The 25,861-nt window shown below is 68.5% G+C and carries 27 protein-coding genes; 19 read left to right on the forward strand and 8 right to left on the reverse strand.

Annotation, left to right across the window (positions count from 1 at the left end; translation table 11 throughout):
• The first annotated feature begins 101 nt into the window (after positions 1–101).
• Both CGUA_RS03285 and purE read left to right on the forward strand, forming a co-directional pair.
• Positions 102–1,307: a 5-(carboxyamino)imidazole ribonucleotide synthase gene (locus CGUA_RS03285; RefSeq protein WP_290197677.1), complete on the forward strand. Its 1,206-nt coding sequence runs from the start codon at positions 102–104 to the stop codon at positions 1,305–1,307.
• Positions 1,308–1,319: 12 nt separating this feature from the next.
• Complete coding sequence (gene purE, locus CGUA_RS03290; protein ID WP_290197678.1) at positions 1,320–1,823, forward strand: 5-(carboxyamino)imidazole ribonucleotide mutase; 504 nt, start codon at positions 1,320–1,322, stop codon at positions 1,821–1,823.
• Positions 1,824–1,886: 63 nt separating this feature from the next.
• On the opposite strand, the gene CGUA_RS03295 is transcribed toward purE, so the two are convergent.
• From CGUA_RS03295 to CGUA_RS03305, 3 genes are read right to left on the reverse strand one after another with little or no spacing between them, the layout of a single operon-like run.
• Entirely contained in the window at positions 1,887–2,336 is a 450-nt protein-coding gene (locus tag CGUA_RS03295; RefSeq protein ID WP_310169413.1) for a DUF1998 domain-containing protein, read from the reverse strand.
• Positions 2,221–2,517 (reverse strand): hypothetical protein, encoded by a 297-nt coding sequence (locus CGUA_RS03300; protein ID WP_290197679.1) that lies wholly within the window; start codon positions 2,515–2,517, stop codon positions 2,221–2,223. Before CGUA_RS03300 ends, CGUA_RS03295 begins: the two co-directional genes overlap by 116 nt.
• A gap of 6 nt (positions 2,518–2,523) precedes the next feature.
• Positions 2,524–5,367: a DEAD/DEAH box helicase gene (locus tag CGUA_RS03305; RefSeq protein ID WP_290197680.1), complete on the reverse strand. Its 2,844-nt coding sequence runs from the start codon at positions 5,365–5,367 to the stop codon at positions 2,524–2,526.
• Positions 5,368–5,516: 149 nt separating this feature from the next.
• Between CGUA_RS03305 and CGUA_RS03310 the strand changes: the two genes are divergently transcribed.
• The 4 genes from CGUA_RS03310 to CGUA_RS03325 are packed head-to-tail and all read left to right on the forward strand — an operon-like array spanning position 5,517 to position 7,257.
• Positions 5,517–5,813 carry a hypothetical protein gene (locus CGUA_RS03310; RefSeq protein WP_290197681.1) on the forward strand — a complete coding sequence of 99 codons (297 nt, stop codon included), beginning with the start codon at positions 5,517–5,519 and terminating at the stop codon, positions 5,811–5,813.
• Positions 5,803–6,261, forward strand: a complete 459-nt coding sequence (locus CGUA_RS03315; RefSeq protein WP_290197682.1) for a hypothetical protein — start codon at positions 5,803–5,805, stop codon at positions 6,259–6,261. Before CGUA_RS03310 ends, CGUA_RS03315 begins: the two co-directional genes overlap by 11 nt.
• A complete protein-coding gene (locus CGUA_RS03320; protein ID WP_290197683.1) occupies positions 6,261–6,728 on the forward strand; it encodes a YdcF family protein in 468 nt (155 codons plus the stop codon). Before CGUA_RS03315 ends, CGUA_RS03320 begins: the two co-directional genes overlap by 1 nt.
• Before the next feature lie 19 nt (positions 6,729–6,747).
• Positions 6,748–7,257 carry a hypothetical protein gene (locus CGUA_RS03325; RefSeq protein WP_290197684.1) on the forward strand — a complete coding sequence of 170 codons (510 nt, stop codon included), beginning with the start codon at positions 6,748–6,750 and terminating at the stop codon, positions 7,255–7,257.
• On the opposite strand, the gene CGUA_RS03330 is transcribed toward CGUA_RS03325, so the two are convergent.
• From CGUA_RS03330 to CGUA_RS03340, 3 genes are all read right to left on the reverse strand, one after another.
• Positions 7,241–7,894: a TIGR03089 family protein gene (locus CGUA_RS03330; RefSeq protein ID WP_290197685.1), complete on the reverse strand. Its 654-nt coding sequence runs from the start codon at positions 7,892–7,894 to the stop codon at positions 7,241–7,243. The genes CGUA_RS03325 and CGUA_RS03330 overlap by 17 nt on opposite strands.
• A gap of 30 nt (positions 7,895–7,924) precedes the next feature.
• Positions 7,925–8,497 carry a DUF4282 domain-containing protein gene (locus CGUA_RS03335; RefSeq protein WP_290197686.1) on the reverse strand — a complete coding sequence of 191 codons (573 nt, stop codon included), beginning with the start codon at positions 8,495–8,497 and terminating at the stop codon, positions 7,925–7,927.
• Positions 8,498–8,585: 88 nt separating this feature from the next.
• On the reverse strand, positions 8,586–10,202 hold the full coding sequence (locus CGUA_RS03340; RefSeq protein ID WP_290197687.1) for an LCP family protein: 1,617 nt from the start codon (positions 10,200–10,202) through the stop codon (positions 8,586–8,588).
• Positions 10,203–10,377: 175 nt separating this feature from the next.
• On the opposite strand from CGUA_RS03340, the gene CGUA_RS03345 reads away from it, so the two are divergent.
• From CGUA_RS03345 to CGUA_RS03355, 3 genes are all read left to right on the forward strand, one after another.
• Entirely contained in the window at positions 10,378–11,274 is an 897-nt protein-coding gene (locus CGUA_RS03345; protein ID WP_290197688.1) for a glycosyltransferase family 2 protein, read from the forward strand.
• A 53-nt stretch (positions 11,275–11,327) separates the two neighbouring features.
• Positions 11,328–12,407 carry a mannose-1-phosphate guanylyltransferase gene (gene manB, locus CGUA_RS03350; protein ID WP_290197689.1) on the forward strand — a complete coding sequence of 360 codons (1,080 nt, stop codon included), beginning with the start codon at positions 11,328–11,330 and terminating at the stop codon, positions 12,405–12,407.
• A 295-nt stretch (positions 12,408–12,702) separates the two neighbouring features.
• Complete coding sequence (locus tag CGUA_RS03355; protein WP_290198302.1) at positions 12,703–12,951, forward strand: WhiB family transcriptional regulator; 249 nt, start codon at positions 12,703–12,705, stop codon at positions 12,949–12,951.
• A gap of 95 nt (positions 12,952–13,046) precedes the next feature.
• Here the strand turns inward: CGUA_RS03355 and CGUA_RS03360 are convergent, their stop codons facing one another.
• On the reverse strand, positions 13,047–13,502 hold the full coding sequence (locus CGUA_RS03360) for a metallopeptidase family protein (protein WP_290197690.1): 456 nt from the start codon (positions 13,500–13,502) through the stop codon (positions 13,047–13,049).
• A 92-nt stretch (positions 13,503–13,594) separates the two neighbouring features.
• Between CGUA_RS03360 and CGUA_RS03365 the strand changes: the two genes are divergently transcribed.
• The 4 genes from CGUA_RS03365 to manA all read left to right on the forward strand — a co-directional run bounded on the left by CGUA_RS03365 (position 13,595) and on the right by manA (position 17,965).
• Positions 13,595–14,170: a DUF3499 domain-containing protein gene (locus CGUA_RS03365; protein ID WP_290197691.1), complete on the forward strand. Its 576-nt coding sequence runs from the start codon at positions 13,595–13,597 to the stop codon at positions 14,168–14,170.
• 81 nt (positions 14,171–14,251) lie between these two features.
• Positions 14,252–15,622: a phosphomannomutase/phosphoglucomutase gene (locus CGUA_RS03370; RefSeq protein WP_290197692.1), complete on the forward strand. Its 1,371-nt coding sequence runs from the start codon at positions 14,252–14,254 to the stop codon at positions 15,620–15,622.
• A gap of 80 nt (positions 15,623–15,702) precedes the next feature.
• Entirely contained in the window at positions 15,703–16,683 is a 981-nt protein-coding gene (locus CGUA_RS03375) for a hypothetical protein (RefSeq protein WP_290197693.1), read from the forward strand.
• A gap of 94 nt (positions 16,684–16,777) precedes the next feature.
• Positions 16,778–17,965, forward strand: a complete 1,188-nt coding sequence (gene manA / locus CGUA_RS03380) for a mannose-6-phosphate isomerase, class I (protein WP_290197694.1) — start codon at positions 16,778–16,780, stop codon at positions 17,963–17,965.
• A gap of 66 nt (positions 17,966–18,031) precedes the next feature.
• Here the strand turns inward: manA and CGUA_RS03385 are convergent, their stop codons facing one another.
• Entirely contained in the window at positions 18,032–18,874 is an 843-nt protein-coding gene (locus CGUA_RS03385) for a hypothetical protein (protein ID WP_290197695.1), read from the reverse strand.
• Positions 18,875–19,029: 155 nt separating this feature from the next.
• Between CGUA_RS03385 and CGUA_RS03390 the strand changes: the two genes are divergently transcribed.
• The 6 genes from CGUA_RS03390 to lpqB all read left to right on the forward strand — a co-directional run bounded on the left by CGUA_RS03390 (position 19,030) and on the right by lpqB (position 25,797).
• Complete coding sequence (locus CGUA_RS03390; RefSeq protein ID WP_290197696.1) at positions 19,030–19,386, forward strand: DUF4259 domain-containing protein; 357 nt, start codon at positions 19,030–19,032, stop codon at positions 19,384–19,386.
• Positions 19,387–19,585: 199 nt separating this feature from the next.
• Positions 19,586–21,028 (forward strand): adenosylhomocysteinase, encoded by a 1,443-nt coding sequence (gene ahcY, locus CGUA_RS03395; protein ID WP_290197697.1) that lies wholly within the window; start codon positions 19,586–19,588, stop codon positions 21,026–21,028.
• Entirely contained in the window at positions 21,029–21,628 is a 600-nt protein-coding gene (locus CGUA_RS03400) for a dTMP kinase (protein ID WP_290197698.1), read from the forward strand.
• A 44-nt stretch (positions 21,629–21,672) separates the two neighbouring features.
• Positions 21,673–22,368: an MtrAB system response regulator MtrA gene (gene mtrA / locus CGUA_RS03405; RefSeq protein WP_290197699.1), complete on the forward strand. Its 696-nt coding sequence runs from the start codon at positions 21,673–21,675 to the stop codon at positions 22,366–22,368.
• A gap of 37 nt (positions 22,369–22,405) precedes the next feature.
• The gene (mtrB, locus tag CGUA_RS03410; RefSeq protein ID WP_435383692.1) at positions 22,406–24,085 is read left to right on the forward strand and encodes an MtrAB system histidine kinase MtrB; all 1,680 of its coding nucleotides are present in this window, start codon (positions 22,406–22,408) and stop codon (positions 24,083–24,085) included.
• Positions 24,082–25,797, forward strand: coding sequence for an MtrAB system accessory lipoprotein LpqB (gene lpqB, locus CGUA_RS03415; protein ID WP_290197701.1), 1,716 nt, complete (start codon positions 24,082–24,084; stop codon positions 25,795–25,797). Before mtrB ends, lpqB begins: the two co-directional genes overlap by 4 nt.
• Positions 25,798–25,861: the final 64 nt, after the last annotated feature.

A 25,861-nucleotide genomic window follows, 5' to 3' on the forward strand; every position in this document is an offset into this window, starting at 1 on the left:
GCGGTGAATTCCGGAAGACGGTGTGCCCGGGGCAGCCCGATCTCGTCGTGGGGGAGCCATGGCTTCCCTTGTCCCAGCGTCGCCCCGCTATAGTTTGGCCTGTGAATACAGCAGCAGCCCACCCCGCCCACGCGCCCGGCATGGACGTCGTCACCGTCATCGGTGACGGTCAGCTGGCCCGCATGATGCAGACCGCCGCCATCGAACTCGGTCAGTCCATCCGCCTCCTGGCCGGCGCCGAGGACTCCTCCGCCGCGCAGGTCTGCGCGGACGTCCTGATCGGCGACTACACCGACTACGACGATCTCCTCCGCGCCGTCGAGGGCGCCTCCGCCGTCACCTTCGACCACGAGCACGTGCCCAACGAGCACCTGCAGGCGCTCATCGACGCCGGCGTCAACGTCCAGCCCGTGCCCTCCGCCCTGGTGCACGCGCAGGACAAGCTCATCATGCGCACCAGGCTCAAGGAGATCGGCGCCCCGGTCCCGGAGTTCGCGGAAATCACCTCCGTCGACGACGCCGCACGCTTCTACGAGCTCGTCGACGGCGCCGTCTGCCTCAAGGCCCGCCGCGGCGGCTACGACGGCCACGGCGTCTGGTTCCCCAAGTCCGCCGAGGAACTCCAGGAGACCGTCACCGACCTGCTGGCCAAGGACGTCCCGCTGATGGCCGAGCGCAAGCTCGCCTTCGACCGCGAACTCTCCGCCATGGTCGCGCGCACCCCCTCCGGCGAGGTCGCCCCCTGGCCGGTCGTGGAGTCCGTCCAGTCCGACGGGATCTGCGTTGAGACCATCGCCCCCGCGCCGGGCCTGAGCCCGCGCCTGGCCGGCCAGGCCGCCGAGGTCGCCGGACAGATCGCCACCGAACTGGGCGTCACCGGCGACCTCGCCGTCGAGCTCTTCCAGGTCGGCGAGGAGATCTTCGTCAACGAGCTGGCCATGCGCCCGCACAACACCGGCCACTGGACCCAGGACGGCTCGACCACCAGCCAGTTCGAGCAGCACCTGCGCGCCGTCCTCGACTACCCGCTCGGCGCCACCGACATGACCGCCCCGGTCACCGTCATGGCCAACACCCTCGGCGCCGCCACCAACCCGGAGATGCCGGTCATGGACCGCGTCCGGGGTGTGCTGCGCCGCTTCCCGCACGCCAAGATCCACCTCTACGGCAAGGAGTACCGCGCCGGACGCAAGCTCGGCCACGTCAACGTCTCGGGCCGCGACGTGGAGGCGACGCGTCGGGAAGCGCAGTTGGCGGCCCACTACATCACCGACGCCGTCTGGGCCGACGGTTTCATCGAGAGCTAAGGAAGACACATCATGGCAGCACCACTTGTCGGGCTCATCATGGGTTCGGACTCCGACTGGGACACCGTCGAGCCGGCCGCGGAGGTCCTCGCCGAGTTCGAGATTCCCTTCGAGGTGGGCGTGGTCAGCGCGCACCGCACCCCGGAGAAGATGCTCAACTACGCCACCAGCGCCCGTGAGCGCGGCCTCAAGGTGATCATCGCCTGCGCCGGCGGCGCCGCGCACCTGCCGGGCATGGTCGCCGCGGCCACCCCGCTGCCGGTCATCGGCGTCCCGCGCGCCCTGAAGGACCTGGACGGGATGGACTCCCTGCTGTCGATCGTGCAGATGCCGGCCGGCGTGCCCGTCGCGACCGTCTCCATCGGCGGCGCGAAGAACGCGGGCCTGCTGGCCGCGCAGATCCTCGGCACCGGCGACGACGCCCTGATGCAGAAGATGGCCGACTACCAGGCCGACCTGGCGGCGCAGGTGGAGAAGAAGGACCGCGCGCTGCGCCAGCGGCTGCTGGGGGAGTAGGTCCGGAGAGCAGAAGGAAGTCGCTGAACGATTCAATGGGATTGCTCAGCGACTTTCGTGTTTCTATCGGGGGCCTGCCGTCGTCGGGGTGACGGCCACGGCCGTCCGCATGTGCTCCAGCAGCTCTACTGCTCTGTCTCTGCGCAATTCCTCATGGAAGCGCTGGTTATTGAAGGAGCGGAGGCAGGCGTAGCACGACGTGTCCTCTCCGCACTCACAGTCGGAGACGCGTGCCAACGCGGCCTCAAGGACCTCGGGGAAGCGCTCCCACACCTTTCGGCTGATACCCGCGCCACCGGGAACGGTGTCGAAGAGAACCATGGTCGGCTGTCCGTTGTAAGTCGCCATGGTGCCGTTGAGATCGTCCCGGTTGATCTCGAGGATCTCCGACGCCGCCTCAATCAGCGCGTAGAGGGCGGGACGCCAATGAGCGAAGTGCTTCTGCGGATAGGTGGGCGCCGTGATGGTCGAGATGTCCGTCTGATAATTGTGACCGAGAGAGTGTCGTTCCAGCCAGCCCGGGCAGTCCCGCTGGGTGCGGGGAGGGCTGGTCGGACTCGGCCTCGTCGTCCTTCCACTCCTTGACGCGCTGGGTGACGCGTTTGCCGTAGGACTCGCCTTTCGTCTCGTCGGTGGTCAGGTAGTGGTCGCTGATCCACTCCTCGACGTTGATGATCGAATCGTAGGTGGCCATGACGTACTAAACCTCCGGCGTGTGGTGGGCGGGCTGGATGATGGCGAGCGGTCGCAGCAGTTCGCGGTCGGGTTCCAGCGAGTAGGTGAGGTTGCGCTGCTCGTCGAGAAGCCTCGCGGTGTGCTTGACCCCGGCGGTGGCGGTGACGCCGGTGCGCCCGGCCTCCCAGTCCTCGGCGCGCTCGCGCCAGCCGGCGATGCGCTCCTGAGCGTGGTTACCGGCGGCGATCATCATCGGGCGAATCGCTCCGTCGGCCGCCGCGAGGGTGTCGTTGATCAGCTCCTCGCTGTCCGCGGGGGCCTCGGCGTCACCGGGGTTGACGGCCTTCTCGCCCAGGCCGATCTCGTGCAGCCAGCGCACCGGATCCTCGAGCACCTGGGCGTCGAAGCGGTTGGTGGCGGTGACGAAGGTGCGGGAGACCACCTGGCCGCGGCGGTTGGACAGGGTCGCGAGGATCAGCACGGTCGGTGCTGGGACGTCGCCGGTGGCAGCCGGGATCTCGCGCCTGCTCATGGTTGACAGCGCGCGGTCGGCGGCCCACTCGGTGACCGGGTGCAGCGGGCCGAGGAAGTGGGCGGTGGGCCAGGTGGAGCCGTCTCCGCCGGTGCGGGCGGCGTCGAGGCGCTCCTGCCCGCGGGCGAACGAGGTGGCCAGGGTGACCTTCTCCAGCACCTTGCGGTCGGCGAGGTAGTCCTGGGGCAGGAACTTCAGCCGGGCCTGGAGATCCTTCGGCGGCTCGAGCTCGGCGATGTCATTGTCGTGCTTCGTGAATCCCACTCCGCCGCGCTTGGGTGAGGACTCAGCGACCGAGTGGAACCCCTCCGAGAGCGCGTCGGTGAGGTAGTCGATCTCCTTCTCATACAGGCCGCCGGAGGCCGCGGCGACGGCGTCAGGCTGCTGAGTGTCCTCGTCAGTCTCGGCCTTGGCGGCGCTGATCATCGCCAGCAGGCTGTCGATCTCGTCGAGGCCGTCGGCGGAGCCGTCGACCAGATCCTGCGGGTCGGCGACGGTGTCCTCGAAGTCGCGGGCGCCGCGCAGGACGTCGCGGATGGCGTCCTCCTCCAGGGCCGCGGAGTGCTTGCCCATGAGAGAAGAGGCGTCGCCGAGCAGTTTGTTGGCCTCGTGTTCGCGCTCCATGAGGCGGGTGAGCACCTTGATCTCGCCGATTCCCTCGGAGTCGGAGGGTTCCAGCAGCAGGGTGGTGATCTGCGGGTTGTGGCGCTGCCCGTATCGGTCGATGCGCCCGTTGCGCTGCTGGATGCGGATCAGCGACCAGGGGATGTCGTAGTGGACCATGTGGTGGCACAGCGTGTGCAGGTTGACGCCCTCGGAGGCGACGTCGCCGGTGACCAGGATGCGCAGGGGCGAGTCGGTGCGTTTGAAGTCGTCGACGAGCTGCATCTGCTTCTCGTCCGGCAGGCCTCCGTGCATGACCTCGACCGCACCGGCGGGCAGCTTGAGGTTCTTGCTGAGGTTCTCCTTGAGCCAGTGCAGGGTGGCGACGCGCTCGGAGAAGATGACCACGCGGGTGGGCGAGCCCTTCTTCACCCCGATCTCGGTGAGGTAGTTGACCAGCGCGTTGTACTTGTTGGAGTCGTACGGGGTGATCTCGTCGTTGAGTTTGGCGAGGTGTTCCAGGGTACGGCGTTCGGGGGTGTCTGCGCCGCCGATGAGCTTGAGGCGGTTGGCCACCGACTCGCCGAGGGCGGCGGGGGAGGAGAGGAACGCCTTGATCAGCGTCCACGGGAAGAGCGGATTGCCGGACGGGTTCGCTTTGCCCTGGGCGAGCCAGGTGTCGTTGAGTTCGCGTGCGACGGCGTCCTCCTCGTCGGAGGCGTCCACGGGGATGTTGCGCGGTTCGGCGCGCGGGGCCCACTTCTCGCCGACGAAGGAGGCCACCTCCTCGCTGTTGCGGTGTCGGCGGATGATCAGCCGCTGGGCGGCGTCATCATCAATGGTGCCGTCCGGGCGCACCGACGTCGGATCCAGCAGGCGGAGGATCTCCTTGAAGGATTCCGAGTTGCCGTTGTGTGGGGTGGCCGAGGCCAGGATCAGCGCCTCCGTGGTCGGCGCGAGCGTGCGGGCCAGTTCGTTGTTCTGGGTGCCCACGTTGGTGGCGTTGTGGACCTCGTCGATAACCACCGCGTCCCAGCGCACCTTCTCCAGCTGGGCCCGGTACTTCGGCGACTTCAGGGTGTCCATGGACACGATCACGCGCGGGAAGTACGTGAAGGGGTTGCGGCTAGCCGGCAGCTTCTGGCGCACTTGCTGGATCCCGGCGGAGTCCAGGCGCACCAGCGGGATGGCGAAACGGCTCCACATTTCCTGCTGGAACTGCTCCATGATGTGCCGCGGGGTGACCACCAGGATGCGCTCGCCGCGCCCTCGGCGGATCAGCTCCGCCAGGATCATGCCCATCTCCAGGGTCTTGCCCAGGCCCACCGCGTCCGCGATGAGGACGCGTGGGCGCAGGTTCTCCGGGGACAGCGCCTTCCTGACCGCGCTGAGCTGGTAATTGAGCGGGTCCGCCAGCATCTGCGTGGCCACCGACAACTCCTCCTGGTACAGCGGGACCGGTGTCTGGCGCATGGCGGACTCCAGCCACAGGCGGGTGCGCCGGTAGTTGGGCGAGTCGTCCGCCACCACGTCGACGTCCGCCGGGTCGAGCACCGTGATCTCGTCCAGCGCCGTGAAGAACGTGGCCGGCTGATCGCGCACGTAGTCTGACCGCCCACGGACCTTGAGCCGGTACCCGTCCGTCGAGCGGGTCACGTGGGTGATCAGCCACGCCTCGTCGCGGACTTCCAAAGTCAGGCCGGGGGCGAAGTTGTCGAGTGTTTCGGTGGACATGTAACAACACATTAGGCAGCGGCAGGGCACTGCGGGGGCATGCCCCGCTGACGCGTTCTACTCAGACACACGGCCGGGGGACCCTTCGCCCACCCGTGCGAAGGCGAAAGAGGAAACGATGTCGCGGTGATGTCCTAGAGTCAGTGGACATGAGCACCCCAACCCCTGGGCAGGAAGCTGAAACCGCCGCTGTCGCCGCCCCCGTCCCGGATCCGGCGTGGCTGCGCGCCAAACGGAAAGCCATCCACACGGAGGCGGACCTGCGGGAATTCGACGAGGAACTTGGCCGCCTGGTCGACGACCTGCAGGCCAGGCCCGGCACCGGCGTCGGCCTTGCCCTGGCATGGACGGCGGGCGGGATCCTGGTCGCCGTGCTGGTGATGCTCGCCGGGTGGGGGCTGCTGGAACTGGGCTCGTCGATGTGGGGGTGGCTCAATGAGCAGTAACAGGTCCGGCGGCTCCGGTTGCGCCATGATCCTGGTGGGCGTGCTCGTCGTGGGCGCCATCCTCTGGGGCGTCGCCATCGTGCTCAACGTGCTCGGCGTCCTGCTGCTCGTCGCCGCCCCTGTCGCCGGTCTCGTCCTCATCGGCTACGGCTGGAACGGGGTGCGCCGCAGCACGAAGGTGCAGCGGCGGACCGGGGAGCTGCAGGCCCTGGCCGCCGACGCGCGACGCGACCTCAGCGACGTGCAGATCGAGCTGGACTACCTGGTGATGACCAAGGGCATCGGCACCCCGCTGACGGACGCGGAACAGGCCGATCTCCTGCGCCTGCGGGCCAGGGTCCAAGCCACGAAGGAGCTGCTGAATGCGGCCACGACGCCCCACCACGTGCGTGACTCGGTGACGGACGCGGAACGCCTCCGCCTGCAGGCCCGGCGCTTCCTCTCGTGATGGCGGAGAACATTCTCGTCCTCGGCGCCCGCGTGATCGACGGCCGGCCGGAGCCCATTCTCCAGCACCGGCTCCGGCGTGCGCTGACACTGGCCGAGGACCTGGACCGGGCCGGGCGGCGCCCCACGGTGGTGGTCTCCGGACACGGGGAGGCGGAGGCCATGTTCGACTGGCTGGTGCGCCACGGGCTGGACGCCGGCCGAATCCTCATCGAGCCGGACGCCACCAGCACCAACGAAAACCTGGAGAAGGCGCACGCGCTGGTGCCGGGGGCGGGGCGCTGGCTGGTGGTCACCAGCGATTTCCACGCCTGGCGGACCCGGCTGTGGGCGTGGCACCTGGGCATCCCCGTCACCCTCGTCACGGCGCACACGCCCCTGCGGGAGGGGCTGGGTCACTGGGGCCGGGAGCTTCTCGCGACGTCACACTCCCTGCTGCGAGTCGGGTGGCGGAAAATTCTCGGCTGACGGATAATCTGGGCGCACCATGAGTATTCCCGCTGATCAGACCACTCCGCCCCGCACCGACTGGGAGGGGAAGGTCGCCCGCATCCGCCGGCTGCGCGCCAGGCGGGGCGAGGACCCGCAGACCATCGAGCAGCTGACCCGCCTCCACGAGGAGGTCGAGGGACTGCACCCGCACATGCTGCCGACCCGGGGCCAGGCGATCACCGTCTACGTGGTGCTCCTCGTCCTGCTGCTCGTGCCACTGGTGGTGGCGCTGACGCTCGTGGACGGATTGACGGTCTGGATCGTCGCCCTCGCCCTGGGACTACTGGTGATCGTCACGATGTGGTTCGTCAGCAGGCGGGCGAAGGAGTCCGCGCACTACCTCGAGTACCGGGCACAGCTGGCGAGCATGCTCGACGACGCCCTTGCGGAGCTGCCGGTGGAGGGGGAGGGAGGGGCGATCGTCGGCAAGCGGGCGCAGGCGCGTACCGCGGCGAGCCAGGTCGCCCTACTGGCGGAGGCCGAGAGATTCAGGCGCGGGCGCTGACCTTCTCACTGGCCGCGATCTCCTCGAGGCGCTCGGCTGAGGCGACGCCGGCGACGACGACGGCGGACCCGCCCGCGGCCAGCGGCGCGAGGACCGTTGCCTCGAAACTGGCCCGGTCGGACCAGCCGGTGGACAGGAGCCGGTGCTTCTCGCCGGCGTCGACGAGTTCGGGCAGCGCGTGGGACTCTCCGAAGAACTGGTCGCCGTAGAAGCGCACGACCGGGCCGAAATCCAGGGCGCCGACCGGCAGGGTGCCGCCGGACTCCTCGATGCCGCGGCCGAAGGGGTCGGCGGAGACGAGCAGGACGTCGACGCCGCGGTTGGCCCAGGCCTCGAAACGATCGGGGACGGTGAACACCGCCTGCTGCTCGCCCGGCTCCGAAGTGAACTCCACCTCGATCCCGATGGCCAGGGCACCGAAGACGGTGACGGCGGCCTGCCAGCTCACGGGCATGTCGACGGCGATGGTGGAGCCCTCGGTGAGGTCGAGCTCCTGCTCCAGCATGTTGGCGATCTTTGACGTCCAGTTGTCCAGGGTCTGGGCGGAGAAATCCATGCGGGCCCCGGTGGATTCGTCGTAGACGGTCAGGCGCGGGGACGCGGGATCGGCGGAGAGCAGGTGGGCGAAGAATCTCATGACACCCCACTCTAAAGAAAACGCGGAAACTCAGCGGTCCTCGAGCAGCTTCGAGGTGTTCTCCGAGGTCCGGACGGTGGCGATGACGAACTCCAGCAGGATGCGCACGACGATCAGCTGGAAGAGTCCGACGACCGCGACGGGGATCCAGCCCAGCAGCAGGACCGCGAAACCGACCATGATGCCCTCGCTGAATGCGGTCACCGCCGGGATCAGCCACAGGAAGACCAGCGCCAGTCCGATGAGCAGGAGCAGGAGCGTGTAGATGAACTTCGCGTACTTCACCGAGACGAACTGCTCGAAGTTGAGGTCGAGGAGCGCGGAGAAGAACCCCTCCCCGGGCTGGCGCCCGCGCCTGCTCTCCCGGGCGTCCTCCGCGGTCAGGGTGACGGCGGGGTAGGGGCCCTGCAGCGCGGCGCCGCGGGTGTAGGCGTAGCTCGCCCCGGTCGGGGCGGGCCGGGAGGCGGGGGCCTTGGCGTCCGGGGAGTGCCAGCTGGTGCCGTAGGGCGAGTCGGGGGAATTCTGCGGGGCGCCCAGCGAGGGCCCGGAGGCGTAGGGGTTGTCGGCGTCGTTGGTGTCGGTGCCGTAGGGCGGGGTCGTCATGGGGGATCGGGGCCTTTCGCTACGAAGTCGCGGGCGCGGCGGGTTCACCGTCGCCCCCGAGACTAATCACCGGAGCGCTTCCCGGCGACTAGTTGATGCAGCGGGGCCCGGTCCCGCCGGCGTTGATCTTCGGACCGGGGTCGGCGGCGCCGAAGTCCGAGCCCGGGGTGCCGACCGGCTCCTCGGGGGCGGCTTCGGAGGAAGTCTCCAGCGGGACGGTGGACATCGGACCGGCGTAGTCGTCAGCGGTGACGACAATGATCGTGTCGGCGTCGAGACCGGCGTTGGCGGTGACTTCGAGGCCGCCGAGCAGCTCCGCCAGGGCCTGCGCCGCCGCGGAGGACGGATCGGCAGCGACGACCTGGCTGACGTAGTAGACGCCCGGCTGGGCGTTGTTGACCTCCTCGACGGTGACGCCCTCCTCCTCGAGCCACTGGCCGACGTTGCCGGCCAGCCCGCTGGTGGAGGTGGCGTTGAGGACGTGGACGTTGACGCCGTCGAGCGCGGTCGGGGCGTCCGGGGCGGGGGCGCTCTCGGACTCGGTGGTCTCCGCGGCGGCCGCCTCCTCCTCGGTGACGACCATGTCCTCCATGAACTTGTGGACCTGCGCGACGTCGACGGTGACGATGGACTCGCCGTAGTCGCCGACGCCGTCGATGGAGGTCACCGGGATGGTGGTGAACACGACGTTGCCGCCGGCCAGGTTGGCCAGCTGGGTGGCGAAGGACATGACGTCCCAGTCCTCGTCGATGACCACCGACTTCTCGACGGCCTTGGCCATGTCGTTGAGCTTGCCCGGGCTGGTCAGGGTGTCCGAGGAGAGGATCTTGTTGACCAGCGAGGCCATGTACGCCTGCTGGCGCACGATGCGGTCGATGTCGCCGCGGGGCAGGCCGTGACGCTGGCGCACGAACGCCAGGGACTCGAGGCCGTTGAGGGTCTGCTCGCCGGCGGGGAAATTCGCGCCGGAGAAGGGATCGTCGACCGCTTCGTTGAGGCAGACGTCGACGCCGCCGATGGCGTCGGTGAGCAGGACGAAGCCGTGCAGGCCGATCTCGGCGAAGTGGTCGATGTCCACGCCGGTGAGCCGGGCGACTGAGTCCAGCAGACCCTGGCGCCCGGCCTCGGTCGCTTGCTCCTCCAGCTTGCGGATCTCGGCGTCGCTCATCGACTCCTCGGCCTCGTCGGCGTCGGCAAGCAGCTCCGCGCGCCGCTCGGCCTTGTAGGCGGCGAAGACGCCGTTGAGCTTCATGTTGCCGAAGTTCTCGTCGTGGACGTAGGTGTCGCGCGGCAGGGAGACGGCGGTGGCGCGGGAGCCGTCGTTGGGCACGCGCACGACCATCATCGTGTCGGTGTTCTCCTCGCCGTCGGCCTCGCCGGCGTTGAGGCGGGCGAGCTCCTCCTCGGGCAGCGGGTTGCCCTGGGCGTCGGTGCGCGAGTCGGAGCCGACCAGCAGGATGTCGGTGGCCCCGTCGACCGCATCCTCCTCGTCCCGGCCGAGGTTGAGGTTGGACGCGGAGGCGAGCTCGTTGCCGAGCGAACCCACGGTCGCGTAACCGGCGCCGGTGATCAGCAGGATGATCACGGACAGGGTCGCGAGGAAGCCCTTGAGCCAGGCCGGGCCGATCTGGCGGGTGGTCTGACGGGCCACGTGCGGGGCCGGGGCAGCCTGAATGTCGCGCGGGGCGCGGGGACTATCGTTCACGGTTGCTCAGGCTCTCCGGGACTGGTCGGGACAAAAACGGCCGGACTTTCACGCGCCCGGCCGAGATATGGGTGTCTAAAGTGTAGTCCCTCGCATATCCGATGTCCGATCGTCGCCGGCCCGCCGGTGTGGCCGACCGGAACTTCCCAGGCCGGGCGGTAGTGTGTACGACATTGTGAATGCCCAGAATCCTCCCCTCGCGATCGTCACCGTGACGTATTCCCCCGGTGAGCACCTCGCCCATTTCCTCGACTCCATCGGGGCGGCGACCGTCGGGGACACCCGCGTGGTGCTCGCCGACAACGGCTCCACCGACGGCGTCCCGCAGGCCGCGGCGGCGGCCCGCGACGGCGTCGAGTTCCTCGACACCGGCGGCAACGTCGGCTACGGCAGCGGCATGAACGCCGCCGTCCGCCACCTCGCCCCGGCCCGTGCCCGCGGCGAGATCGACCCCGAGCACTTCCTCATCACCAACCCGGACGTGGTCTTCCTGCCCGGCTCCATCGACGCCCTGCTGCGGCGGGCGCGGCAGCTGCCCGGCGCCGCGGCCGTCGGCCCGCGCATCCTGGAACCGGACGGTTCGACCTACCCCTCGGCGCGGGCGGTGCCGACGCTGGCCAACGGCATCGGTCACGCCCTCTTCGGCGCCGTCTGGCCCTCGAACCCGTGGACGGCCCATTACCGACATGGCGCGGCCATGGACGTCGAGCACACCGCGGGCTGGCTGTCCGGATCGTGCCTGCTGGTGCGGTGGGACGCCTTCGAGGCCGTCGGGGGTTTCGACGAGCGCTACTTCATGTACATGGAGGACGTCGATCTCGGCGACCGCTTCACCCGCGCCGGCTACGACAATGTCTACTGCCCGGAGGCCGTGATCACTCACGCCCAGGGCCACTCGACGGAGAGCCACCCCGGGACCATGCTGCCCGCGCACCACGACTCCGCCTACCGTTTCCAGGCCGACCGGCTGACGCGGCCGTGGCAGATCCCGGTGCGGTGGGCGCTGTGGTGGGGGCTTAAACTCCGGGCGCTCGTCGCCGTCGCCGCCGCCCGCGCGCGTTCCGGCGACTAGCCACCACCAACAGCCCACAGCAAAGACAACAGGAAGAAGAAAGGCCGCCACCCATGGTCAATCCCGCACAGACTGATGCCGTCATCCTCGTCGGTGGACGGGGCACCCGCCTGCGCCCGCTGACGAACAACACCCCCAAGCCGATGCTGCCGACGGCGAACTACCCCTTCCTGCAGCACCTGCTGGCCCGTATCAAGGCCGCGGGCATCACCCACGTGGTGCTGGGCACCTCCTTCAAGGCCGAGGTGTTCGAGGAATACTTCGGCGACGGCTCCGAGATGGGTCTCGAAATCGAGTACGTGGTGGAGGAGGAGGCCCTCGGCACGGGCGGCGCCATCCGCAACGTCTACGAGAAGCTGCGTAACGAGACGGTCATGGTCTTCAACGGCGACGTCCTCGGCGACACGGACCTGCTCGCTGTGCTGGGCACCCATCAGGACAAGAACGCGGATCTGACGATGCACCTGGTGCGTGTCCAGGACCCCCGCGCCTTCGGCTGCGTGCCGACCGACGCGGACGGCAAGGTCCTCGATTTCCTGGAGAAGACCGAAGATCCGCCGACCGACCAGATCAACGCGGGCATCTACGTCTTCCGCCGCGAACTCATCGCCGAGATTCCGGCCGGGCGCGTCGTCTCCGTCGAGCGGGAGGTCTTTCCGAGGTTCCTCGAGGACGGCCGCCGTTTCTACGGCCACGTCGACTCCTCCTACTGGCGGGACATGGGGAGGCCGGACGACTTCGTCCACGGTTCCTCGGACCTGGTGCGCGGCATCGCATCCTCACCGCTTCTCGACGGCCGGACCGGCGAAGCGCTCGTCGACGATTCCGCCGGCGTCGCCGCCGGCGTGCTGCTGCTGGGCGGCACTGCGGTCGGCCGCGGCTCGGAGGTGGGCGCCGGCGCGCGCATCGACGGCTCCGTCATCTTTGACGGCGTGACCATCGAACCGGGAGCCCGGGTGAAGGACTCCATCATCGCCTCCGGCGTGCGAATCGGCGCCAACGCGCGCATCGAGAACTGTGTGATCGGTGAGGGCGCGCAGATCGGCGCCCGCTGTGAGCTCATGGGCGGTATGCGTGTCTGGTCGGGCGTATCTATTCCCGATAACGGGGTCCGTTTTTCCTCCGACGCCTGAAGACATGCCGTTTACCTGCGTATTTGTGGTTAATCCCCCTTGCGGGCACTACATGTAGTACCCCCTCGGGCCACCCCTGAACCTGTGGACTTGGGACTGATGTGATTCATGTGACTCATGTGAAAGTCATTCTGGGAAAAGGCTGAATTAGCGCACCTTAGCGCCGACTGAGGTTGACGATTTTCGGGGGCCCCCTGTTTAATCACATTGGTATCAAGAAGCGATCTACGGGGAAGGGAAGGCGTGGGAAATCATGGCTGACAACGTCATTCTCCGTGGCGGGGCTGCGGTAAAAATGTCACTGGACGATCTGTTTACTGCCGTCGAACAGGACTGGCAGGACCAGGCGCTGTGCGCTCAGACGGATCCGGAGGCGTTCTTCCCCGAGAAGGGCGGCTCCACCCGGGAGGCCAAGCGCATCTGCCAGGCCTGCCCGGTACGGGATGAGTGCCTCGAGTTCGCGCTCGAGCATGATGAGCGCTTCGGCATCTGGGGTGGCCTGTCGGATCGCGAGCGACGCCGCCTCAAGCGCCAGATCGGCTGACACGCCCCCCCTCCTCGGACATCACCATCATTGTGACGACCCTGCCCCGGTTCATGGCCCGGCGGTGGGGCTGAGCGTTTTTCCGGGGTGTCCGGCTAGAGGTCGAACTCCGGGTCGATGTCGCGCGGGGAGAGGTTGAGGTAGTTCGCCACCAGCGCGGTGAGGACCGCGGTGAGCACATCCTGCCGATCCTGCGGATCCTCCGCGCGCGTCTCGATCGGCATCCGGAACAGGACCAGCCGGGCGCGGGTCGGCCGGCCCTCCTGATCGGTGCCGGCCGGCAGCACCCGGCCCAGGGGGACGGGGCCGTCGGCGACGATATCGTCGGGCAGCACCGTCATGTCGGTGCGCATCCGCATGCGCGGGACCGTGTCGACCGCGATGTCGAGGCCGATCAACTGCTCGCGGTAGGCCTGTTGGATCGGCGCGTAGGCCTCCAGCACCGCCATGTCGAAGGACTGGCTGCGCGTGCGGAAGCGGGGCGTCTGCGTGGGGAGAAGCGGGCCACGCAGGCCGCGGCCGTGGACATTGCGGAAAGGACGGGTGTGCACGTGTATGACTCTAGGCCGATTCCCCGGCTTTTCCGACGCTCCACGCCGGGCCTACTGTGCAAATCTCAAGTAAGGGTTTAGACTTGGGCTTCGTGAGTAGCCTTCGTCGTTGTTCCCGCCCAGGCTGCGGCAAGAATGCCGTGGCGACCCTGACCTACGCCTACGCGGATTCCACCGCGGTCGTCGGTCCGCTGGCGACGGTTGCCGAACCCCACAGCTGGGACCTCTGCGCGGATCATGCAGAACGCATCACCGTGCCCATCGGCTGGGAGATGCTTCGAGTCGACCAGATCGCCATCGAGGATCTCGATGATCCCGATTCCGCGGCCGCCATCGCGCTGGCCGCGAACGGCATTCAGCTGGAAGGCCTGGACGAGATGGAGGAGCTGACCGCGCTCGCCGAGGCCGTGAGCGAGGCCGGCCGGATCACCAGCGGACTCGTCGACGACGGCGAGCGATCGGGCGATCCCATCGAGTTCCCGCCGTACCGTACCGATCCCTCCAATCCCGTCACCTCCCGCCACCCGATCTACGGGGCGAAGCGACGCGCCGTCGAGAAGCAGTCGCGCCGCTCGCACCTGTCCGTCGTGCCGGATCCCTCCGAGCGGCAGGCCGGGCCGGAGGCCGGGCCCGAGGAACACTACGGCGGCCGTCACCGCCGCGACTAGAGGCTCGGACTCCGCCCCGCGGGGGTGGGGCGTTAGACTCTGACGGGTTCACTGTCCCTCCAGAGATAAGGCCCGAAGCAGATGAGTCGAACTCGCGAGTCCGTTGCAGCCGTCATCAAGGCATATGACATCCGAGGAGTCGTGGGGGAATCCATCGACGCCTCCTTCATGTTCGAGGCGGGCGCAGCCTACGCCGCCATCCTGCGCGGAGAGGGCGAGACCACCCTGGCCATCGGCCACGACATGCGCCCCTCCTCGCCGGAACTCGCCGGGGCCTTCGCCCGGGGCGCCGTCTCCCAGGGCCTCGACGTCGTTGCCCTGGGCCTGACCTCCACCGATGAGCTCTACTTCGCCTCCGGCGAACTCGACGTCGCCGGCGCGATGTTCACCGCCTCCCACAACCCGGCCCAGTACAACGGCATCAAACTCTGCCGCTCCGGCGCCCGCCCGGTCAGCCAGGAGTCCGGCCTCGCCGAGATCACCACGATGCTCGTCGACGGCGTCCCCGACTACGACGGCGCACCGGGGGTGGTCACCGAGCGCGACGTGCTCGGCGACTACGGCGCTCACCTGCGCGGGCTGGTTGATCTCTCCGGCATTCGCCCGCTGGTCGTCGCCGTCGACGCCGCCAACGGGATGGGCGGGCTGACCGTCCCGGCCGTCTTCGAGGGCCTGCCGCTGGACATCCGTCCGCTCTACTTCGAGCTGGACGGCACCTTCCCCAACCACGAGGCCAATCCGCTGGACCCGAAGAACCTCGTGGACCTGCAGAAATTTGTCGTGGAAGAGGGCGCCGACCTCGGCCTGGCCTTCGACGGCGACGCCGACCGCTGCTTTGTCATCGACGAGGCGGGTGAGCCGGTCAGCCCCTCGGCAGTCACTGCCATCGTCGCCGAGCGTTACCTGGCACAGCAGCCCGGTGCGACCGTCATCCACAATCTCATCACCTCCCGGGCGGTCCCGGAGATCATCGAGGAGAACGGCGGCACGCCGGTGCGCACCCGTGTGGGCCACTCCTTCATCAAGGCACGGATGGCCGAGACCGGCGCGGTCTTCGGCGGCGAGCACTCCGCCCACTACTACTTCACCGAATTCTTCAACGCCGACTCCGGCATCCTCGCCGCGATGCACGTCCTGGCGGCGCTGGGCAACCAGGACGCCCCGCTGTCGGCCATGATGGCCGATTACGAACGCTACGTCGCCAGCGGTGAGATCAACTCCACCGTCGAGGACCAGTCCGCGGCCACCGAGGCCGTCCTCCAGGCCTTCGCCGGGCGCACCGAGTCCATCGACCGTCTCGACGGCGTCACGGTCGAGCTCGCCGGCACCAAGGCGTGGTTCAACGTCCGGGCCTCCAACACGGAACCGCTGCTCCGGCTCAACGTCGAGGCGGAGACCGCGGCCGAGGTCGACGCCCTCGTCGCGGAGATTCTGGGTATCATCCGCTCCTGACGGCGCGCTCACCTGCGCCGACGATGGCGCTGCAGGTAATCGCCAGACCTCTCCCAGAGCGCGGGATTATGCTGTCGGGCATGGACGACTACTACGACGGTTCCGGATACGACCGCGAAACGGTCCGTTTCTTCGATGTGGCGCATGAGGGGGCGCAGGTGCGGGCGGTGGCCGGATCGATCGACAGGCTCGTCGGCGTCCGCGAACTCCAGCCGCGCAGCCTGGTCATTCTCGCCAGGGACATGCTTGCGGAGGCATCGGCCAGATTCGTCACCGCCGTGCGTACCCCGCTGCGCCTGCCGGTCGTGGTGACCACGTCGCTGCCCACCTACGTCGGGGCGCTGGACCTGGTCGTCGGCATCGGCGACCGGGGGGACGACCCTGAGCTCGCCCGCGACCTTCTCAGCGCGAACCGTCGCGGCGCGGTGACCGTGCTGATCGGCCCCGCCCAGGGTCCGATCACCGAGGACATCTCGCCCGACACCATCCGCGTCACGCCCCTGCCGACGTCCGTGGGCTCCTCGCCGGCCCGCGCCATCTGCGCCGTGTCCACCGTGCTCGACCTCCTCGAGGAAGACGAGCAGCTCGTCGCCCAGCGCCTGGCGGTCATCGCCGACGAACTCGACGAGGACGCCACCCAGCTGTCTCCGGAACGCGACATCCTGGTCAACCCCGCCCGTCGGCTGCGCACCTTCATCGACGGCTCCCGGCTCCTGCACACCGGCGTCGGCCCCGTCGCGGAGGCCGCCGCCGAGCTCATCGCCGCCATCTTCACCGCCAAGGGACTGTCCTCGGGCTGGGCCTCCGCCGCAGAACTGGGCGACGCGCTGGGCGATCCGGCTCCCGTCGACGACCTCTTCCACGACCCGTTCCTGGATGGGCCGAGCTCCCTGGTAGCCTTGAAAACCATTGTCTGGGGAACATATGCCACGGATATCGCCCATGCGCAGGCCGTCGAATGCCCACCCTCAGCTGCTGGCCCCACCGGCCAGGCGCTACGAATGATCACCCGGGCTTTCGCGGTCACCGCGCTCGACGCGGACGCCGACGGGGGACTATAAGTGGGCCCCGAAGGCCTCTTTGCCTGAGAATTGCATGAACATGAACGAAGATTATTGGAGACAAACCATCACTGACGCAAGGGGAACGGGGGCCGTGCAGAAACTGACCCCCGCGCTGCGCCACTACCCGTGGGGGTCACGAACCCTGCTCGGGGAGCTGCGTGGCCTGCCCACGCCGACCCAGTCGCCCGAGGCCGAGCTCTGGTACGGCGCCCACCCCGCCGCCTCCTCGACCGTCGACGGTCGGGCGCTGACGACGATCATCGCCGAGGACCCGCTCGCCGCGCTGGGCGCCCGGGTGAGCGAAGCCTACGCCGGAAAACTGCCCTTCCTGGTGAAACTGCTGGCCGCGGACGAACCGCTGAGCCTGCAGGCGCACCCCTCCGCGGAGCAGGCCCAGGCCGGCTACGACCGGGAGAACGAGGCCGGCATCGCCCTCGACGCGGGCAACCGGAACTACAAGGACCCGAGCCACAAACCGGAGATCATCGTCGCGCTGACGGACTTCGCCGCCCTCGCAGGCTTCCGCCCCTTCGAACGGACCCGCGAGCTTCTCGACGCCCTCGACTGTTCGGCGCTGGAGCACTACCTCTCGATGCTCTCCGACGACCCGGCCGAGGAGGACAGCAATCTCCGGGTCCTGTTCACCACCTGGATCACCATCCCCGCCTCGGCGAGGGTGGCGCTGGTGCGCGACGTCGTCGAGGCGGCGCAGGCGTGGCTCGACGCGCACCCGGAACCGGGCTGGATGCATGACGCGCTGGCGGCCGTCGTCGATCTCGATGACCGCTACCCGGGTGACGTGGGCGTGCTGGGCGCACTCCTGCTCAACCACATCCGCCTCCAGCCCGGGGACGCCCTGTACCTGTCCGCGGGCCAACTGCACGCCTATCTTTACGGCATGGGAGTGGAAGTCATGGCCAACTCCGACAACGTGCTCCGCGGCGGCCTGACCAGCAAGCACGTCGACGTGCCCGAGCTGGTCCGGGTCCTGCGCTTCGAGTCGCTGGCCGATCCCGGCGTCCGCCGCGACGGCCGGGAGTACGACCTGCCGATCGACGAGTTCCGGCTGGCCGAGTACAGCCCGGTCGTCGACGTCGTGCACCGGCACGACGGACCCGCCATCGCCCTGTGTACGGCGGGCCGGATCCAGGTCGACGGCGACACCATGCTCACCCCGGGAGACTCCCTCTGGTTGCCGGCGTGCGGGGAACCGGTCCACTTCCGGGATGCGGACGAGGAGGGCGCCACCCCGGCGCAGCTGTTCATCGCCCGCACCTAGCGCGGAAACGATCGACGCCCACATGGCTCTGAGCCATGCGGGCGTCGATCGTTTCCCTGGCTCAGGTCACCAGGGGAGCCAGCCGCGGACGGTGCTCCAGGACCAGCCGGATCCGGAACCCTGGTCCGGGGTGGCGCCCTGAAGGTTCTGCTCGGCGGGGGCCGGCGCGGACGCCTCCGGCGTCAGGGACGGCGCCGGCGAGGGGGCCGGGGACGGTGCGACCTGTTCGGAGGGTCCGGTCTGGGCCGTCGTCGGCGCCTGGGTGAGCGAATCCGTGGCGTCCTCGACCGGGTCGACGAACTCCGGCAGTTCCGTCTCGGTGGCCGGGGTCGAGTCGGTCTGGGTCGAGTCGGTCTGGCTGGACTCGGTCGGGGCGGTCGGCTCCGGGGACTCGGTTGAGGTCTCCGGCAGGGCCGACTCGCCCTCGGCCGGGGGAGTGTCGTCGGCGGGCTCGGACGTTGACGGCTGGGGACTCGTGGCGGGCGGGGTGGCTGACCCGGTGATGGCCGGGGCGGCCAGAGTGCTCGGACTGGTGGCGGCGGTGAGCTCCTCGCCGATGTTGTCCGGGCGATAGACGGTGGTCGGTGACACCCGCTCCGGTGCGACGACCACGGCGTGCGGGGCCAGGAAGGGGTCGTCGGCCGCGGGCATCGAGATGTCGGCGCCGGCGGGCGCGGGCGGGAGGTCCTCCGTGTCCGGGGCGCTGACACCGGGGGTGGTGGGGAGCGCGGCGGGGGAGGCGAGGGCGTTCACCGGGTCCGGTGTGCTCGAAAGCTGTGAGGTCGTGGCAGTATCGGTGACGGAAGGATTCGTCGGACTCCCGCTGCGCCAGACGAGCGTCCCGATGACGCCCGCCACCAGTATGCCTACGACGATGAAAACCGCGACCTTGCTTTTGTCTGAGTTCACCTGCCACCAATCCCCTCGAAAACAGGCCGTTTCCGGTCCTGCCGCTGTGTCTTTGTAACTCAAGGTCACATCTTGGTAACAAAACTACCAGACAATGGCGATTCGCGATACGACAAGCCACGGTTACTGACAAGAACTACCCAAAGGAGACCATCATGAGCGCCTGGGATCAGGTGATCTTTTCCGAAGACGTCAACGTTGATTTTCTCGATGAACTCAACGACCTGGATGACGACGACATCGTAGAGGCCGTCCGCGACGCGTGCCTCCTGGCCGTTCGTCAGGCGGACAGCGCCAGCGAGGATGAACGCCGCAACGGACTGGCCGCCGCCACCATCGCGGCCATCTGGGCGGGCGCCCCCTTCACCGCCGGCGACGTGGCCTCCGCCTACCCCTTCATCCGCGGCCTCGCCGGCTCCGGCGACGAGGAACTTAACGCCACCGCTGCGGAGCTGCTCGAGGCCGAGGAGACCGACGAGGACGTCGACCAGTTCATCGAGGCCCTCTCCTAGGCCGCGTCGGGGTGGTACCCGCCCGCTCCGAGGAGCACCGCGTCGGGGTGGCGCGCTACAGTTGTGGGCCGTGGGCCCCCGTCTCCGCATCCGCCGGGGACGGACCCGGATATTCACGAAAAGTCCCTGCCCCGAGCGGTGTCGACACGGCCCGGGCAGTCGCGCTATCGCCACAACTGATCCAAGGAGCACCCTGCACATGTCGCAGACCATCGACTACAAGGTCGCGGACCTTTCCCTCCATGAGGCCGGCCGTCACCAGATCCGTCTCGCCGAGCACGAGATGCCCGGCCTGATGTCCCTGCGCGAGGAGTACGGCGAGGAGCAGCCGCTCAAGGGCGCGCGCATTGCCGGCTCCATCCACATGACCACCCAGACCGCCGTGCTCATCGAGACGCTGGTCGCGCTCGGCGCCGAGGTGCGTTGGGCGTCCTGCAACATTTTCTCCACCGAGGATCCGGCCGCCGCGGCCGTCGTCGTCGGCAAGGAGGGCACCCCGGAGAACCCGCAGGGTGTCCCGGTCTTCGCCTGGAAGGGCGAGACGCTGGACGAGTACTGGTGGTGCCTGAACCAGATCTTCTCCTGGGGCGAGGGCATCCTGCCGAACATGATCCTCGACGACGGCGGCGACGCCACCATGGCGGTCATCAAGGGCCGCGAGTTCGAGCAGGCCGGCGCCGTGCCGGAGCTCGGCGCGGAGGAGTCCGACGAGCAGATCGCCTTCTACAACATGCTGCGTGAGGTCATGGCCTCCGAGCAGGGCAAGTGGGGCGAGATCGCCGAGTCGATCAAGGGCGTCACCGAGGAGACCACCACCGGCGTGCACCGTCTGTACCACTTCGCCAACGAGGGCCAGCTGCCCTTCCCGGCGATGAACGTCAACGACGCGGTCACCAAGTCCAAGTTCGACAACAAGTACGGCACCCGCCACTCGGTCCTCGACGGCATCAACCGTGGCACCGACATGCTCATCGGCGGTAAGAAGGCCCTGGTCTGCGGCTACGGTGACGTGGGCAAGGGCGTCGCGGAGGCGCTCGACGGCCAGGGCGCGATCGTCGCGGTCACCGAGGCCGACCCGATCAACGCGCTGCAGGCCATGATGGACGGCTTCGACGTCGTCCTCACCGAGGACTTCATCGGCCAGGCTGACATCGTCATCACCGCCACCGGCAACAAGGACATCATCACCTTCGAACACATGGAGATGATGAAGGACTACGCCGTCCTGGGCAACATCGGGCACTTCGACAACGAGATCGACATGCACTCGCTGCTGCATCGCGACGACGTCACCCGCACCAACATCAAGCCGCAGGTCGACGAGTTCACCCTCCCCAACGGCAACTCCATCATCGTGCTGTCCGAGGGGCGCCTGCTCAACCTGGGCAACGCCACCGGCCACCCGTCCTTCGTCATGTCCAACTCCTTCGCGGACCAGACCATCGCGCAGATCGAGCTGTTCACCAACGCCGATCAGTACGACAACCAGGTTTACCGTCTGCCGAAGATCCTCGACGAAAAGGTCGCTCGCGTCCACGTCGAGGCCCTCGGCGGCAGGCTCACCGAGCTGACCAAGGAGCAGGCGGAGTACATCGGCGTCGACGTCGCCGGCCCGTACAAGCCGGAGCACTACCGCTACTAAATGATTATCGCGATCGAGGGCATCGACGGTGCCGGCAAGAACACGCTGGTCACCGCGATCAGGAAGGAAATCGGCGCTGACGTCCTGGCGTTTCCGCGTTATGAGACGTCGATTCACGCGCAGCTGGCGCAGGCCGCCCTGCACGGGGAGATGGGTGACCTGACCGAATCCCCCTACGCGATGGCCACGCTCTTCGCCCTTGACCGCCACGGCGCCCGCGAGGACCTCCTGGCGTACGCGGGCGCCGGGGATCGGGTCATCCTGCTGGACCGCTACGTCGCGTCCAACGCCGCCTACTCCCTGGCGCGCACCGGGGACCCGGCCATCGTCGGGTGGGTCCGCGACCTGGAGTTCGGCCGACTCGGCCTGCCGACGCCGGATCTGCAGGTGCTGCTCGACACCCCGCCCGAGGTCGCCGAGGGGCGGGCGAAGCGTCGCGCCCAGCTCGACGCCACCCGCGCCCGGGACGCCTACGAGCGCGACGGCTCGCTCCAGGAGCGCACGTGGCAGGCCTACAATCAGCTCGCTTCCGCCGATTGGGCCGGTGAATGGATGGTAACGTCGGAGGCCGAGGAGATTATCGCGCGCCTGACCCGGTGACCGATGTTCTCCACCTTTCATCCATCGGACAGAAGGGGCCTGACATGTCAGCCACCATCCTCGTCGTCGACGACGACCCAGCGATCTCGGAAATGCTCACCATCGTGCTCGAGGCCGAAGGCTTCAATCCGGTGGCGGTCACCGACGGCAACGAGGCCGTCCCTGCCTTCCAGGAGAGTGAGCCTGACCTGATCCTGCTGGATCTGATGCTTCCGGGGATGAACGGCGTCGACATCTGCAAGGCCATCCGGGCGGAGTCCTCGGTGCCGATCGTCATGCTGACCGCGAAGACCGACACCGTCGACGTGGTCCTGGGCCTGGAATCCGGTGCCGACGACTACATCACCAAGCCCTTCAAGCCGAAGGAACTGGTCGCCCGCATTCGCGCCCGGCTGCGTCGCACCGATGACCGGCCGAACGAGATCCTCGAGGTCGGTGACCTGGTCATCGACGTCCCGGAGCACACCGTCAAGCGTGGCGCCGATCAGATCAACCTCACCCCGCTGGAGTTCGACCTCCTGCTGAAGATGGCGGAGAAACCGGGCCAGGTCTTCTCCCGGGAGGAACTGCTGGAGAGCGTCTGGGGCTACCGGCACGCCTCCGACACCCGTCTGGTCAACGTGCACGTCCAGCGTCTGCGCGCCAAGATAGAGAAGGACCCGGAGGAGCCGCAGATCGTCCTGACGGTCCGTGGCGTGGGCTACAAGACCGTTAAGCCCGGCGAGTTCAGCAACGGGTAAGTTGCGAGGTTTCGTCATCACTAACCAATTGTCCCGGCTGCAGGACCGAGTGTCCGAACAGTGGCGCACCTCCCTCCAGGTCCGCGTCATCGGTTCCATCCTGATCGCTTCCACGGTGGTCATGATGATCCTCGGCTTCGCGCTCGCTTCCCTGGTGACCTCCCGCCTGACCGACGGCAAGATCGAGCAGGCCAGCAACGAGATCGACCGCGCCCGCATCGCCGTCGAGCAGCAGATCACCGCCACCGGTTCGGCCAGTTCGGTGCAGGTACGGCTCCAGTCCGCCCGCGCGGCGCTGTCCCAGCTGTCGTACCAGAGCGGCGAGAGCAGCTCGGTGTATGAACCGGTGCTGGTGGTCAGCAGCCCGGACGGCTCGGTGACGACAGCGCCGGAGAACTACCGGGTGCCCGAGGGGTTGCAGGACTTCGTCTCGGAGGGGCAGGTCTCCTACCAGTTCGCCACCACCACGCGGACCGACGGGCAGACCTACAACGCCCTGTTCATCGGCACCCCGACGAACACGGACATCCCGGGCCTGCAGCTCTACCTCGTTTACCCGATGGACGCGGAGGAGTCCACGGTCGCGCTCATGCAGGGCATCCTCGCCATGGCCGGGGTCGTGGTCGTGGTGCTCCTGGTGGCCATCGCCTGGTTGGCGACGCAGCAGGTGACCGCGCCGGTGCGCAGCGCGTCGAGGATCGCGCAGCGGCTGGCGGCCGGCCACCTGCGCGAGCGGATGGTCGTCGAGGGTGAGGACGAGATGGCCCGGCTGGCCCTGTCCTTCAACGACATGGCCGAGAAACTCTTGCAGCAGATCAAGCAGCTGGAGGAGTACGGCGACCTGCAGCGCCAGTTCACCTCGGACGTCTCCCATGAGCTGCGCACCCCGCTGACCACGGTGCGGATGGCCGCGGACATGATCGCCGACGACGCGGAGGACTTCGAGCCGCACACCAAGCGCGCCACGGAACTGATGATGCGCGAGCTCGATCGCTTCGAGATGCTGCTCAACGACCTGCTGGAGATCTCCCGACACGACGCGGGCGTCGCCGATCTCTCCTCCACGCGCCTGGACGTGCGTTCGCCGGTCCACGCCGCCTGGGAGGCGACGCAGCATCTGGCGGAGAAGCTCAACGTCGAGGTCTCCTTCGACCTGCCCGCCAAACCGGTGTGGATCGTCGGCGACTCGCGGCGCATCGAACGAATCATGCGCAATCTCATCGCCAACGCCATCGACCACAGCGAGGGCAACCCCGTTGAGGTCGCTATGGCCGCCGACGACGACGCCGTGGCCATCACGGTCACTGACAGCGGGATCGGGCTGAAGCCGGGCCAGGAGGAGCTCGTTTTCAACCGCTTCTGGCGCGCCGACGCCTCCCGCAAGCGGCACTCGGGAGGCACCGGCCTCGGCCTGGCGATCGCCCGCGAGGACGCCGAGCTGCACGGCGGAATCCTCGACGCCACCGGCACCGAGGGAGTGGGCTCGCAGTTCCGTCTCGTGCTCCCCCGCGACCAGGAAGGCGATGAGATTGTCGCGGCGGACGCCCCGCTGGCCCTGGAGACCCCGGTCGACGAGCACGAGGTCGCCGGGGCTACCGCCGCCGACGCCGATACCGCCGACCCCGGCCCCGGCGCCGGGACGGGGTTCGGCACCGTCACCGACACCGTTCCCGACGCGCTCGGGGAGAAGCGGTCAGATAAGGGGGAGAGGCGATGAGCCTGGGAAAGTACACCCGCCGCGGCTTTCTCGCGGCCTCGGCCGCGACCACGCTCGGACTGGCCGGCTGCGCCACCCTGCCCAACAACACCGCACCGCAGGCCCTGCGCCGCTTCGAGGACGACGCGGAGGAGTCGGCGGTCACGGGCCCGGAGCCGGGGCGTGAACCTGACCTGCTGCTCCGGGACTTCTACTCGGCCTCGGCAATCCCCGTGAGCGATCACGCCGCCGCCCGCGCCTACCTGGCGCCGGAGACCGCCGAGCAGTGGGACCCCTCGGAGTCCATGCTCATCGTCGACCGCCTGGACGTGACCACCCAGGCCGGCTCCACGGACGAGCAGCGCACCTTCCGCATCGTCGGTTCGGTGATCGGCTCCCTGCTCGAGGGCGGTTCTTACACGCCGGAGAACAGCGTGTACGAGGCGAGCGTTCGAATGGAGCTGGTCCGGGGGGAGTGGCGCATCAGTTCCGTGCCCAACGGCGTGGTCATGGAGCGCATGGAGTTGCGCAACCAGTACGAACCGCACAACCTCTACTTCTTCGACACGACCCACCGCGTCCTGGTCCCGGATCGCCGGTGGCTGTTCGCGGGGGAGGAGCAGCTCGACAGCGTCCTGCTGTCGCTGCTGCTGGCCGGCCCCGCGGAGTACCTGCGCCCCGGGGTGGATCCGGCCCTGACCCCGGATGCGAGCTTCGCCGGGAAGTCGGAGGGAGTCTACCGGTTCAGCGGGGTCTCGGGCCTGGACGAGAAGGAACGCAACCTGCTCGGGGCGCAGTTGACCTGGACCCTGGCGGAGGCGAACATCCCCGCGCCCTATCGCTTCGTCGCCGACGGCGCGCCGTTGGTGGCCTCCCTGGGTGAGGTCGTGCCGGACGACTTCGCCGAGTACAACCCGCGCAGCACCCTGTCGGCGGGGGCGCCGCTGTACGCGTTGACCGACGGACGACTCTTCGAGGTGACCTCCAGCCAGACGAAGGCGCTCGCCAACGGTCTGGGCCAGCTGGACAACCTGGAGTCCGCCGCGCTCACCGTGGCCGGGACCGGCGCCGCGGTGCAGCGGGCCGGCGAGGAATCGGTGCTCCACATCACCACGGCCGAGGGAGGGTCGACGGACATCCTGCGGGCCCGGACCATCTCGCGGCCGACCTTCGAATACGACGCCAACGCCGCCTGGATCGTCGTCGACGGCCGCGACGTCGTTCGCGTGGTGCGTTCCGCGGCCTCCGCCGAGGTCACCCAGTCGGACGTGAACTCCGCCCAGCTGGATGCGCTGGGCGGTGACATCTCGATGCTGCGTCTGTCCCGCACGGGTGTGCGGGTGGCGATGATCATCGACGGCAGGGTCGTTCTCGGCGTGGTCTCCCGTCCGCCGAATGGGCCGAAGGAGATCGTCAGCGTCATCGAGATCGCTCGAGACCTCGGGGGTTCGGCGCTGTCGGTGGAGTGGCAGCCCGACGGCTCGCTCCTGGTGGGCACCGCGACCCCGGAAACTCCGGTCTGGCGGGTGGAACAGGACGGCTCCTCGGTGTTCGCGCTCCCGGCGGCCAACATCACGGCGCCGGTGGTCTCGGTGGCGGCGAACTCGACGACCATGTACGCCACCGACGCCCGGGCGGCCCTGCAGTTGCCCTCCGGCGGCGGGGACAACGCCATCTGGCGTGAGGTGCCGGGCCTGCAGGGCGTGCGAGCCGCCGTGATCGTGGCGTCCTAGCGGCCCGGGTACCCCGATGGAGCTGATTCTGCCGCGGCACTGCGCGGGGTGCGGGCGGGGCGGA

Source organism: Corynebacterium guangdongense (assembly GCF_030408915.1).
Lineage (GTDB): Bacteria > Actinomycetota > Actinomycetes > Mycobacteriales > Mycobacteriaceae > Corynebacterium > Corynebacterium guangdongense.